The sequence below is a fragment of the Acinetobacter sp. C15 genome (assembly GCF_013420645.1).
Classification (GTDB): Bacteria; Pseudomonadota; Gammaproteobacteria; order Pseudomonadales; family Moraxellaceae; genus Acinetobacter; species Acinetobacter indicus.
In genome coordinates this window covers 22953-36607 of sequence record NZ_VOXR01000010.1, presented here as the reverse complement: position 1 = coordinate 36607, position 13655 = coordinate 22953, and the positions used below count along the sequence as shown (strand labels likewise).

The window sequence follows — 13655 nt, the reverse complement described above, 5'->3', positions numbered from 1 at the left end:
TCGGTTTAAGATCGGAGGCAGGTCTTAAACCGCCGTATTGAGCGAGAAGCATGTGAATATTGGTCAAGCCGCAAAGCAGTCGGGCATCTCTGCCAAAATGATCCGTTATTATGAAAGTATCGGCCTGCTCACGGCTGCCCAGCGCAGTGCTGCCGGTTATCGGGTCTATTCCGAGCAGGATTTAAAAACCCTGAATTTTATTCGTCATGCCCGCGAGCTGGGCTTTTCTACCGAGCAAATGAAAGAACTAATTTCGCTGTGGAAAAATAGCGGCCGCCAGAGTGCAGAAGTGAAAGCGCTGACCTTAAAACATATTGATGAGCTGAACCAGAAAATCCAGCGTTTACAGGACATGGTCAATTTGTTGCAGCAATCTGCGCAGCATTGTCAGGGCAATCACAGCGCGGAATGTGCCATTCTGGACCAGATTGAAAAAGGCGGATAAGCCAGTAAGCAGCAGGAATCGAATTGCAGGAGGATGAATCAATGCAGATTCATCCTCCTTTTTTATGCTTTATTTACGGATTTGAATGGCAAACTGAATCACATGCGACTTCCCCTGATGCAGCTGTCCTTCATGACGTTCCACTTCACCGACAAAGAAATGCAGCAGATGATCTTGCTGGAAGATCTCTAGAAAATCACGTGGATCATACAGCATGTCAGGATTGCCCGGGCCACCGGTGGCATAGGCCAGTTGTGCTTTGGAATAGACCTCGCCAATGAACCAGCCACCGGATTTCAGGCTATGACGCACGCCGTGCAGTAATTTCTGCTGGGTCGGCTGATTGACATGACCAAACACGCAAATCGCATGCTGAAACTGGTTTTCCGGCCATTCTACCTGACTTAAATCCACCGCGGCGGTGTCCAAGGTCAGCTGTTTGGCCTGGGCATGTTTTTGGGCTTTTTCAAGCGCAACAGTCGAATAATCCCAGAGTAGTCCGGCAAACGGCAGTTGCTGTTCACGGGCGCGCTCGGCCAGATAAATCAGGTTACGGCCTTCACCTTCAGCAATGCCCAGCGTAGCGCCAGAAATCGCTAACTGCTGGGCCATCTGCTGAATAAAAACGTTGGCCGCTTCGCCATATAAATGATTGGTGCTGTGGTAGCGTTCATCCCATGGATTGCTAAAGCGAGGTGTCATATGCAGGCCCTTCATTGGTTAAAAATAAACGGGGGAGAAGATTAAGACTGGCCTTGACTATAACATATTATAAAAACACATATTGTTTTATTCGGCTTCGGCAAGTTGTATTTGGGTGAAGCCTGATGGGCCGGCTTTGCTGCGGTTAATATTCAGTGTATTTACTGCAATAGCGCTTCATCCGCAGGGCCTTCAGGCGTTATCATGGACAGATCAAAGCATTGGATTGCCTTATGAAAATTATTGCCGATGAAAATCTGGCCTTTACCGATTATTTTTTTGCCGAGTTTGGTGAAATCTCCCATCGTCCGGGCCGGACCTTAACTGCGCAGGACCTGCACGATACCGAAGCCTTACTGGTGCGCTCGGTAACCAAGGTCAATGCCGAACTGATCCAGCACAGCAAGCTGCGTTTTGTGGGCAGTGCCACCATTGGTACCGATCATCTGGATATTGCCGCGCTGGAACAGCAGCAGATTCGCTGGTCCAATGCCGCCGGCTGTAATGCACAGGCGGTTGCCGAATATGTGATTACCGCCTTACTGCATGTGCGTCCAGCCTTACTGGAAGCAGGCCAGCAGTTCTGTCTGGGCATTATCGGACTGGGCAATGTCGGTTCGCGTCTGGCGGTAATGGCGGAACTGCTGGGCTGGAAAGTGGTGGCTTATGATCCTTTGGTGCAACGTGAAAGTGTGCAGCAACTGGCATTGGCAGACGTATTGGCTCAGGCCGATGCCATTTCGATTCATGTGCCGCTGACCAAAACCGGTCCGTATCCGACCTATCATCTGTTCAATGCCGAAACCCTGGCCCAGATGAAGCCGGATGCAATTTTAATTAACTCAGCGCGTGGTCCGGTGGTGGCAGAGCAGGCATTAATGACCGATATCCAGCAGACCGGGCGTGCGGTGGTGCTGGATGTATTTGAGCATGAACCGGAAATTTCTGCCGAATTATTACATCTGGTCACGTTGGTAACGCCGCATATTGCCGGTTACAGTCTGGAAGGCAAAGCCCGCGGCACACAAATGATTTATACCGCTTTTTGTGAAGTCTTTGGGCAAGTGGCACATAAACGCTTTGAAAACCAGTTGCCGCCGTGCAGCGATTATTTTAGTGGTCAGCCGTTAAAAGCCGCACTGCAACAGCATCTGCCACAGATGTATGATATTGCCGCCGATGACGCCAAATTACGTGCCTGCTTAAAAGACGGCAAGGTCGATCAGCAGGCCTTTGACCATTTACGCAAGACTTATCCGCTGCGCCGTGAATGGGCTGCGCATGGAGGGCCAGCCGCATGAGCCTGAACTATCAGCCGACCTGTAGCCTTGAGGCCATGCGCGCCCGCGCCAAGATGTACGCCCAGATTCGCCAGTTTTTTGCTGAGCGCGAAGTGCTGGAAGTGGAAACGCCTATTTTGTCGCAGGCCGGTGTCACCGATGTACATTTAAGCTCGGTACAGGCCAAGCGTCATGTATTGGGCCAGCAGCAGACGCATTATCTGCAAACTTCGCCTGAATTTGCCATGAAACGCCTGCTGGCCAGTGGCAGTGGCCCGATTTACCAGATCTGCAAGGTGTTTCGTGATGATGAGCACGGCCGTAAACACAATAGCGAATTTACCATGCTGGAATGGTATCGCCCGGGTTTTAGCCTGAAAGAGCTGATGTTTGAAGTCACCGATTTACTCAATCTGACCTTGGCACAGCGTTTTGGTGAAGTACGTCCAACGGTACTGAGTTATAAACATGCTTTTATGGATCGGCTGGATCTGAATCCGCTGCAAGCGACATTATCTGAATTGAAAGCCTGCTGTCAGCGTGTCGGGCTAAGCCTCGATTTAGGTGATGATCGTCTGGGCTATATCGACCTGTTGTTCTCGCATATGGTTGAGCCTAGTCTGGGCTTTGATACGCCGGTATTCCTGACTGATTTCCCGCCGGAACTGGCCTCACTGGCCAAAACTCGTGTCGATGAAGATGGCGAACTGGTTGCCGCCCGTTTTGAGCTGTACATTGAAGGGCTGGAACTGGCCAATGCCTATGATGAACTGGCTGATGCCGAGGTGCTCCGTGGCCGTTTTGAAGCCGACAATCAGGAGCGGGAAAAACTGGGCTTGCATGTGATGCCACTTGATGAATATCTGCTCAGTGCCTTGCCTCAGATGCCGCCATGTTCAGGTATTGCGCTGGGTATTGACCGTTTATTGATGGTTGCCACCCAGCAGATGCGTTTGGAACAGGTAATTACTTTTCCGGCCGAGCAGTCTTAAGGCAGGTTGATCCAGATCAGCGCAGGGGATGGTTCATCCCTAGGAAATAAAAATACCCGTGTATAGCACGGGTATTTTTAATTTTATGACTCAATTTTAGCTTGCAGCGGTATATTCTGCTTTCAGCACTTCAATGGCTTTAATACGGCGCTGAATCAGCATTTCACCAATATCCGGGCCTTTAATCTCAGGCGGTAAATCCTGCGCTTTAATGCCGCGCACCACCTGCATGGCTTTGAGCACATAATCGGCCTGCGGATAGTCCCGATCTTCCATGCCTAAACGGCCACGCGAATCACATTCACAGGCCTGAACAAAGGCTTCTACCCGTTCCGGGCGACGCAACACATCCAGACGCTGTAGCAGACGCCATAAGGTGCCCGGTTTCAAGGTCAGGGCCTGATGGCATTTTAAATGTTCCTTGCACACCGCCAGTGCCAGCTGTTTGGTATAGGTCGGCACTTTCAGGCGGTCACACAGGTCAGTAACCGGCTGAATACCACGTTCTTCATGCATGATATGACGCGGTAATTCATCGGCTGGGGTCAGGGCCTTGCCCAAGTCGTGCACCAGCACGGCAAAACGCACATCCAGACTGTAATTCTGGCGGCAGGCCTGTTGCAGGGACATTAAGGTATGCACGCCGCAGTCAATTTCCGGATGATATTCCGGGCGCTGTGGAATCCCAAACAGGGCATCAATTTCCGGGAACAAGGCTTTTAAGGCACCGCAGCGACGCAGCACTTCAAAGTATTCATCGGCATGATCTTCCTGCAAGGCGCGTGCAGTTTCTTTCCAGACCCGTTCCGGGGTTAAGGTATCCAGCTCGCCAGATGCTGCCAGCGTGCGCATCAGGGTCAGGGTGTCATCGGCCACACGAAAGCCCAGCGCTTTATAACGCGCAGCAAAACGGGCAATTCTGAGTACACGTAATGGGTCTTCAACAAAGGCGTCGGAAACATGACGCAGCACTTTTTGCGCCAGATCCTGCTGTCCACCATAAGGATCATAGACCTGGCCGTTTTCATCCATGGCCATGGCATTAATGGTCAGGTCACGACGGATTAAATCTTCTTCCAGCGTGACATTGGGTGCAGTATAAAACTCGAAACCATGATAGCCCTGACCGGCTTTACGTTCGGTACGGGCCAGTGCATATTCTTCTTTTGATTCAGGATGTAAAAACACAGGGAAGTCTTTGCCCACGGGCTGATAGCCTTGGGCCAGAAGCTGTTCGGGTGTTGCCCCGACAACCACATAATCTTTTTCGTGATAGGGGTGCCCCAGCAAATGATCTCGCACCGCACCGCCTACTAAATAAACTTGCATGAAAAAACCTCTATTCTTGAGGTCATCATGCAACAGAATAGAGGTTTTCTCAAGTCAGAATGCCGAGCTTTTCACTCGGCATTCAGTTTTTATAGCGCGTCTTGTTCCGCTTGCTGAATTTCTGCCACGGTTAACGCAGTCATATTCACCACACGACGGGTGGTCGCTGTTGGCGTTAAAATATGTACCGGTTTCGCTGCGCCCAGCAAAATTGGACCAATGGTCACGTTGCTGCCTGAAGTCGATTTCAACAGGTTAAACGAAATATTGGCTGCATCCAGGTTCGGCATAATCAGCAGGTTAGCTGAACCTTTGAAGCGTGAGTTCGGGAATGCGAAATGGCGAATATTTTCGTCCAGTGCCGCATCACCATGCATTTCACCTTCCACTTCAAGTTCTGGTGCAATCTCAGACAGAATATCAAACACTTTACGCATTTTTTGCGCGCTGGCATCGTTCTGGTCTGAACCAAAGCTTGAATGCGACAGCAGGGCAATACGTGGTGTTACACCAAAACGGCGTACTTCTTCAGCGGCCAGAATGGTCATTTCAGCCAGCTGTTCAGCTGTCGGATTACGGTTGATGTAAGTGTCGGCAATAAACAGGTTACGATCTTCCAGCATCAGCGCATTCAGAGTGAAGAAAGTATTGTGACCTTCTTTCAGACCAATAATATTGCTGACGAAGTCTAAGTGAATGTCGTAGCTTGAATAAGTACCACATAACATACCGTCAGCCAGACCGTGTTTCACCAGCATTGCGGCAATTAGAGTCGAACGGCGACGTGCTTCACGCTGCGCATATTCAGGCGTTACACCTTTACGCTGCATGATGCTGTAGTAATCATCAGCGAATTTTTCGTAATCCGGGTTTTTCTCCTGATCAACAATAGTGATATTCACACCATGTTCCAGACGTAAGCCCAGTTTCTTGATATTCGCTTCAATAACCGCGGTACGACCCACCAGAATCGGTTGTGCCAGACCTTCGTCCACTGCAATTTGTACTGCACGTAAAACGCGTAAGTCTTCGCCTTCTGCATAGGCAATGCGTTTCGGATCGGTTTTCGCCTGCGCAAAAATTGGTTTCATCATAAACGCAGAGTTATATACAAACTCTGACAGACGTTGATGATAAGCCGAGAAGTCCTGAATTGGACGTGTTGCCACGCCTGAATCCATCGCTGCTTTGGCAACCGCTGGAGCAATTTCAAGAATCAGACGCTGATCAAGCGGACGTGGAATTAAATAGTCACGACCAAATGAAGCAGATTTCTCACCATAGGATGCCGCATCTGCTTCTATGTGCGCCATACGTGCAATCGCGTGTACGCAGGCAATTTTCATTTCTTCGTTAATGGTGGTTGCACCGACATCTAGCGCACCACGGAAGATGTACGGGAAGCACAGCGCGTTATTCACCTGGTTCGGATAGTCGGAACGGCCGGTTGCCATAATTACATCATCACGTACTTCGTGGGCATGTTCAGGCAGAATTTCCGGGTCCGGGTTAGCCAGAGCGAAGATGATTGGATTAGCCGCCATCTGCTTGACCATTTCTTTGGTCAGAATACCGGCAGCAGAGAGACCGAGGAACATATCGGCACCGGCAATTACATCGGCCAGTTGGGTTGCTTCAATATCCTGTACGTAGCGTTTTTTCGACTCGTCCAGACCTTCACGTTTGGTGGTCAATAGACCGCGTGAGTCCGCCACAATAATATTTTCTTTTTTCGCACCCAGGGCACAAAGCAGGTCCAGGCACGACAGGGCAGCAGCACCGGCACCTGAAGCCACAATCTTGATTTCGGCAATGTTTTTGCCGTTCAGTTGTAGCGCATTCAGCAGCGCAGAACCGACGATAATTGACGTACCATGCTGGTCATCATGGAACACCGGAATGTTCATGCGTTCACGCAGTTTTTGCTCAATGTAGAAGCATTCTGGTGCCTTGATGTCTTCAAGGTTAATCCCGCCAAAGGTTGGTTCGAGTGCAGCAACGATATCAACGATTTTGTCTGGATCATTTTCAGCGATTTCGATGTCAAATACATCGACGCCGGCGAATTTCTTGAACAGAACGCCTTTACCTTCCATAACCGGTTTAGATGCTAAAGGACCGATGTTCCCTAAACCTAGTACAGCGGTACCGTTACTCACCACGGCAACCAGGTTGCCACGTGCTGTATACAGTGCTGCAGTAGAAGGATCTCGTTCAATCTCTAAACATGGTGCCGCGACACCAGGTGAGTATGCAAGCGCTAAGTCACGTTGGTTGACCAGCTGCTTACTTGGGGTAACGCTGATTTTACCTGGAGTAGGAAATTCGTGATAATACAAAGCCTGCTGTTTTAATGATTGATCGTCCATCTGAATCTCGTATGTTACTGTGTCCAGCGATGCTGGCGGTTTGTGCTAAATCTGCTCGAATATACCATTACTTACGCACTAAGCACAGTCAAAGCTGCGCATTTTTAGAACAAACTTAGAAGTTTAAGCTATAGATTAAGATTCACTAACAATAAGTGGTGTCTGCATTTTTTCACTCAGGAAGCGGGTCGCATCCTGTTGTGGCAGCGGTTTGGAGAATAAAAAGCCCTGGGCGATGTCGCAATCGAGCTTTCTGAGGTACTGAAGTTGATGTTCAGTTTCAATACCTTCAGCGACAATGGTCATGCCCATGGCTTTGCCCATGGCAATCATGGCACTGACAATGGCTTCCTGCTTGCTGTGGCCAATCTTGGACACAAAGCTGCGGTCGATCTTTAAAACATCTATAGGAAAATCGGTTAAGTAAGAGAGGGAAGAATAACCGGTACCAAAATCATCCAGCGAAATATGAATATGGCGCTTCTTGATTTCTTCCAGAATATATTTGACCTCGTCGGTATTTTCCAGCAACGACGATTCAGTAATTTCCAGTTCCAGGCTTTCACCGGAAATATGATAGGTATTGAGCGCCTCATCAATATCTTCCAGCAAATGTCCGCGTTGTAGCTGCTGCGCCACAATATTGACCGAAACCCGGATGTTATCAAAGCCCAGTGCCTGCCAGTCCCGAATCTGCTTGGCGGTTTGCTGAATTACGATATGGCCAATCTCTGAAATCAGGCTGGTTTGCTCGGCAATTGGAATAAATAAGCCGGGTGGAATCAGGCCTTTTTCCGGATGGTTCCAGCGTACCAAGGCTTCAAAACCGGAGACCTGCTGATCATGGAAATTGATTTTTGGCTGGTAATAGACGATCAGTTCATCATTTTTAATGGCCTGACGTAAATCGCGCTCAATGTGCACGTCCTGCTCTAACAGCTTGGTGGTTTCCAGCGAATAGTATTTGGTGGTATTGCCACCCAGACGCTTGGCTTCCGACAGCGCCTGTTCGGCACAGTTGTTTAAATAATCCAGCTGCCGGCCATGTTCAGGATATAAAGACACGCCCATCGACAGGGTAATAATATGGTCCTGACCCTGGATATTAAACGGCGCCGAGAAGGCTTTGGTAATACGTTCGCAATGCTGCTGCACCGATGGGCGAATATGTGACAGCTCATAAATAATGGCAAAGTCATCGCCATTTAAATGCGCCACCAACAGCGCTTCGGCATTAATGAGGCGTAAACGCTGTGCCACCTGTCTTAGCAGTTCATCGCCGCCATTATGGCTTAAATATTCATTCAGCACCCGGAACCGGTCGATGTTCAGACGAATCACCGCCAGTTGTTTAATCGAATCCTGATGGGACACCAGATACTGATGCAGCTGATAGTTATAATAAAACCGGTTAGGCAGATCGGTCAGCGTGTCATAATTTTCCAGATAGGACAGGCGCTGTTCCTGCCGGCGGCGCTCGGTTAAATCCGAGACAATCCCGACATAATGGGTAGAGCGGTTCTGCTCATTGCTGACGGTATTCATGTGCAGGCGGATGGTCAGCTCTTTGCCCGACAGGTATTTTTCATCCATTTCGCCATCATATTCGCCTTCTTTGAGCAGTTGCTTGACAATGGCATTGTGCATACTGCGCTGCCGTGATTTGTAATTGCTGGCAATATCAAACAGATGTTTGCCAATAATCTGCTCGCGACTAAAGCCGGTCAGCTGTTCAAAGCACGGATTGACCTCAATATAACGCAGGTCCTCATTCAGAATAAAAATCCCTTCTGCTGCCTGCTGTAGTACGCTGGCGGTCAGTTTCAGGCGTTCCTGATCAGTTTTTTCCTGATGGATGTCACGGCGGATACCGACCATGCGTAATGGACGCCGGGTTTCGGGGTCACGCTCAATCACACGGCCAACATCATGTACCCAGACCCATTTGCCATTGCTTTGCTGTACTCGGTAGGTCACTTCATAGCGGTCGGTCTGGCCACGCAGATGCTGCTTCATGGTGTTACGAAAATGCGCCAGATCATCCGGGTGAATCAGTTGCTGCAGTTTGTGATGATGGGCTTTAGAGCCGGACATTTTCAGCTGCTGGTGTTCATTGGTCAGGGTAATCAGGCGATGCTTGATGTCCCAGTCCCATGGTTTTAGCCCGGCCACTTCATGCGCCAGTACCAGATTGGCCTGTTGATCTTGTAAGGCTTTATGGATTTGCTCCAGATCAAAGGTCCGCTCTTTCACTTTCTGTTCCAGCATCTGGTTATTAAACTGCAGCTGCTGCTCAATGTCTTTGGAGCGGTTCATTTCCGTTTGCAGTTGCTGGCATAGCTGGTCGGTCCAGGCCACTTGCTGTTCGGCCTGTTTTTTCAGCTGATTATTCTTGAAATAGACGCTAGATAGCCGGCGATGCATGTGCATGGAGGTATTGGCACAAATCAGCAGACAGATTAAGGCAAAGTTGGTGGCCAGATAAAACAGCGGTTCGGTGTTGCTGTTAAAGAACAGTGGGGAAATTAAATACGGCACAATGGCCGGAATAAATACCAGCGAAAAATAGCTCAGGCGCTGGGTTAAAAAGGTGAGGGCAAAGGTCTGGCTAATAATCACCAGCAAAGCCGCCAGAATAATGGCCTGATAGGTGCTCATCTCCAGACTGTACTTCGGCAGGAAATAGTACAGCAGGGCAATGCCAATACCAAGGCTAATACCAACCAGCAGGCATACCAGCTTGATCCAGCGATGTGCCATTTGAATACTGTATTGACCGGGCTTAAAGCGCATTTCATTAAAGAACAGGCAGCCGGCCAGCCCCAGTTCACTCAGCAGGAACCAGGCATTAAACGCGAAAGTTGAAAAATTAAAAGAGTAGTGAAAAATAAAATAAATATAAAAACAGAGAATGAGGATGCTCAGCAAAAAGAAGCGCATCAGCCGGATTGTATTGGTGATTTGGGCAGCATACAAATACTGCTCCATGAGCTCATCCTGATGGTCTGACATATATCCCCAAAACCCTATAAATTACAGAGTATGTAAAAATCCATTTTATTTTATGAATAACCTGATATTAGGTGAAATTGTAAAATAATATTTTGAGATTAGTCAGTAAACTTTAAAAAAGCAATCATCTGACTCAGCATTCAGCTAAAAATAAGACGAATTACACGCTGAAGTTAAAATTTAAAATAGAAAGTGCGACCACAGGCGCAGTTTCAGTTCTTAACACGCGCTCGCCTATACACCAGTTCACAAAACCTTTCGTATTTGCGCTACTGATTTCAGCCTCGCTCAGGCCGCCTTCAGGCCCAATTAACAGGGCAAGTTCTGGCGTGGCATTGTGTAAGACATTCACTTCATCTTTGTTGGGTGCTAATACCAGTTTGGTGGCTGGCAGATCGGTATCGAGCCATTTTTCCAGCGACATCGGCGGGAGAATTTTAGGCACAATATTCAGACCACATTGCTCACAAGCAGCAATGGCGATACCTTGCCAGTGATCCAGTTTTTTCTGGTCACGGTCGTATTTCAGACGCATTTCGCAGCGTTCAGAGGTGAGGAGCTGAATCTCGGAAACGCCGAGTTCCACCGCTTTTTGAATGGCATAATCCATCCGGTCGCCCTTACTCATGACCTGACCGAGCAGGGCCTTGAATTTAGGTGTACGGTTGCCCGGATTAAAGCTGTTGACCATCACCGTTGCTGTTTTTTTCTGGACGTCGGTAAGGGTCACTTCATATTCGCCACCTTGTCCATTGAACAGGGTGGCTGTGTCGCCCACTTGTGCGCGCAGTACTTTACACCAATGGTGAAACACGGTTTCGGTCAGCGTGAGCTGCGTCTCAACCGTTAATTCAGCTTCAATATAAAAACGTGGCATAAAGTACAACTCGCAAAAAGAAAATTAGGCTAAACCAAGATCAGTCACAAGCTGACGGGTAGGCTCGGTATTGTTCATGGTGTAGAAGTGCAGACTTGGCGCACCACCTGCAATCAGGCGTTCACAGAATTTCAGCACCACTTCATGACCGAAGGCTTTAATCGATGCCGTGTCATCACCATATGTCGCCAGTTGCTTGCGAATCCAGCGTGGAATTTCAGCACCAGTACTATCGGCAAAGCGAATCAGGTTGCTGGCATTGGTAATTGGCATAATACCTGGCGCCACCGGAATATTGACACCGGCTTGCTGAATACGCTCAACAAAGTAGAAGTAGGCATCCGGATTGAAAAAGAATTGCGTTAAGGCTGCATTGGCGCCGGCATTTACTTTTTCAACAAAATGCTGAATATCTTTATCAAAGCTTTCCGCTTGTGGGTGCATTTCCGGATAGGCAGCCACTTCAATATGGAAATGATCACCGGAATGTTCACGAATAAAGCGGACTAGATCCTGTGCATATGGCAATTCACCCAAGCCAACCTGACCGGATGGCAAGTCACCACGCAGTGCCACAATACGGTCAATACCTTGTGATTTGTACAGGTCCAGCAATTCGGCAATACGGGCTTTATCATCACCAATACAAGACAGGTGAGGCGCAACCGGTGTGCCTTTGCCATTGAAGTCGTTAATGGTCGATAAGGTACGTTCACGAGTTGAACCACCAGCGCCATAGGTCACCGAGAAAAATTCTGGATTTAAAAGCTGAAGCTCTTGGTGTACGGTCTTGAGTTTTTCTGCACCGGCATCAGTTTTGGTTGGGAAGAACTCGAATGAAATCGGAATCTGTTTTGACATGTTGAAATCCTTTTTATAAATACTTTTTATTCACCCTCTCCCTGACCTCTCCCAAAGGGAGAGGAGTATTCATTACTGAATAACGCAGAGTCTTGGCTCAAATTACTTAAATTTCACAAGTAAAACTCGTAATGTAAATGATTTGAGAGTTCACCCTCTCCCTATGGGAGAGGGATGGGGTGAGGGCTAATTAATATTTATAAGCATCCGATTTAAACGGACCTTCAACCGCTACACCTAAGTAGTCCGCTTGTTCTTGCGTCAATTGCGTCAGAACGCCGCCAAAACCTGCAACCATTGCAGCTGCAACTTCTTCGTCCAATTTCTTCGGAAGCAGTTCAACGCGAATCGCGGCTTGTTTTTGATCTTCAGGAAGATCAGCAAATTTCTCAGCGAACAAGTGCATTTGACCTAAAACCTGGTTGGCAAATGAACCGTCCATCACGCGTGATGGGTGACCTGTTGCGTTACCCAGGTTCACTAAACGACCTTCAGACAGCAGGATCAGGTAATCATTTTCATTTTCTGAACGATACACCTGGTGAACTTGAGGTTTCACTTCAACCCACTTGTAACCACGTAGGTAGTTGGTGTCGATTTCAGTGTCAAAGTGACCGATGTTACATACAACAGCACCTGCTTTTAATGTATCCAGCATGGCAGCGTCACAAACGTGGTAGTTACCCGTTGTTGTTACGATCAGGTCAGTGTTTAAAAGAAGGTCAGCGTTAACGTCTTCTTTCTTGCCGGTTTGAACACCATTTTTGTATGGAGAAACCACTTCATAACCGTCCATGCAGGCTTGCATTGCACAGATAGGATCGATTTCAGAAACACGTACGATCATGCCTTCTTGACGAAGTGATTGCGCAGAACCTTTACCTACGTCACCGTAACCAATGACCAGCGCACGACGACCAGATAAAAGCATATCGGTTGCACGTTTGATGGCATCGTTGAGTGAGTGACGGCAACCGTATTTGTTGTCGTTTTTAGACTTGGTTACTGAATCGTTTACATTGATTGCAGGTACTTTCAGAGAACCGTCTTTCCACATTTCAAGCAGACGTTGTACACCTGTGGTGGTTTCTTCAGTAATACCGTGGATTTTCGCCAAAACTTCTGGGTATTTTTCGTGAACAAGTGCAGTTAAGTCACCGCCATCGTCCAGAATCATGTTGGCATCCCAAGGCGTGCCATTCACGTTAATTTGTTGCTCTAAGCACCACACGTATTCTTCTTCAGTTTCACCTTTCCAAGCGAACACAGGAACACCAGACGCAGCAATGGCAGCAGCAGCGTGGTCTTGAGTTGAGAAGATGTTACAAGAGGTCCAGCGTACTTCAGCGCCAAGTTCAACCAAAGTTTCGATCAGAACTGCTGTTTGGATTGTCATGTGGATACAACCCAAAATTTTAGCGCCAGCAAGTGGTTTAGCCGCAGAGTAGCGTTTACGCAGACCCATCAGGGCTGGCATTTCAGCTTCTGCAAGTTTGATTTCTTTACGACCGAAGTCTGCTAAAGTGATGTCTGCTACTTTGTAATCAGTAAATGAAGCATTAACCGCGTTCATCACGATCTCCTTAATAAAAACAATTGATCATTCAGTTCGCGGATGCCGTTGTTGATCAAAGCGGATGTTTGACCGATGGTCGAGCCTAGCGCTTTTACATTTCGTACCTGTAAAACGTCGCAGCATCCCTCGACTAGCGCAGTATTGTACTTGGAAATTGCCCAGAGTTCCAATCTGAAATTGTTGAATATCTGGCTAAACTGTTCCGGTTTCTC

10 protein-coding genes are annotated in these 13655 nt (G+C 48.2%); 3 read left to right on the top strand and 7 right to left on the bottom strand.

Features of this window, described 5'->3' with window-relative positions; all coding sequences use genetic code 11:
- Positions 1-52: 52 nt before the first annotated feature.
- A complete protein-coding gene (gene cueR, locus FTT63_RS05930; RefSeq protein WP_005179173.1) occupies positions 53-445 on the top strand; it encodes a Cu(I)-responsive transcriptional regulator in 393 nt (130 codons plus the stop codon).
- Between the two features lie 69 nt (positions 446-514).
- Here cueR and FTT63_RS05925 read toward each other — a convergent pair whose 3' ends face one another.
- Entirely contained in the window at positions 515-1147 is a 633-nt protein-coding gene (locus FTT63_RS05925) for a class I SAM-dependent methyltransferase (protein ID WP_180192075.1), read from the bottom strand.
- Between the two features lie 233 nt (positions 1148-1380).
- Between FTT63_RS05925 and FTT63_RS05920 the strand changes: the two genes are divergently transcribed.
- Together FTT63_RS05920 and epmA are read left to right on the top strand one after the other, a co-directional pair.
- A complete protein-coding gene (locus tag FTT63_RS05920; protein WP_163170270.1) occupies positions 1381-2448 on the top strand; it encodes a 4-phosphoerythronate dehydrogenase in 1068 nt (355 codons plus the stop codon).
- Positions 2445-3419: an EF-P lysine aminoacylase EpmA gene (gene epmA / locus FTT63_RS05915; protein ID WP_104484596.1), complete on the top strand. Its 975-nt coding sequence runs from the start codon at positions 2445-2447 to the stop codon at positions 3417-3419. The genes FTT63_RS05920 and epmA overlap by 4 nt, the downstream gene beginning before the upstream one ends.
- A gap of 96 nt (positions 3420-3515) precedes the next feature.
- Here epmA and FTT63_RS05910 read toward each other — a convergent pair whose 3' ends face one another.
- From FTT63_RS05910 to ahcY, 6 genes are all read right to left on the bottom strand, one after another.
- A complete protein-coding gene (locus FTT63_RS05910) occupies positions 3516-4748 on the bottom strand; it encodes a multifunctional CCA addition/repair protein (RefSeq protein ID WP_104488290.1) in 1233 nt (410 codons plus the stop codon).
- Positions 4749-4837: 89 nt separating this feature from the next.
- Entirely contained in the window at positions 4838-7117 is a 2280-nt protein-coding gene (locus tag FTT63_RS05905) for an NADP-dependent malic enzyme (protein ID WP_104488292.1), read from the bottom strand.
- A gap of 135 nt (positions 7118-7252) precedes the next feature.
- Positions 7253-10129: an EAL domain-containing protein gene (locus FTT63_RS05900; protein WP_035363240.1), complete on the bottom strand. Its 2877-nt coding sequence runs from the start codon at positions 10127-10129 to the stop codon at positions 7253-7255.
- A 160-nt stretch (positions 10130-10289) separates the two neighbouring features.
- Positions 10290-11006, bottom strand: coding sequence for a 16S rRNA (uracil(1498)-N(3))-methyltransferase (locus FTT63_RS05895; protein ID WP_180056521.1), 717 nt, complete (start codon positions 11004-11006; stop codon positions 10290-10292).
- 24 nt (positions 11007-11030) lie between these two features.
- Positions 11031-11867: a methylenetetrahydrofolate reductase [NAD(P)H] gene (gene metF, locus FTT63_RS05890; protein WP_016659212.1), complete on the bottom strand. Its 837-nt coding sequence runs from the start codon at positions 11865-11867 to the stop codon at positions 11031-11033.
- Between the two features lie 190 nt (positions 11868-12057).
- Positions 12058-13440, bottom strand: a complete 1383-nt coding sequence (ahcY, locus tag FTT63_RS05885; RefSeq protein WP_005179150.1) for an adenosylhomocysteinase — start codon at positions 13438-13440, stop codon at positions 12058-12060.
- Positions 13441-13655: the final 215 nt, after the last annotated feature.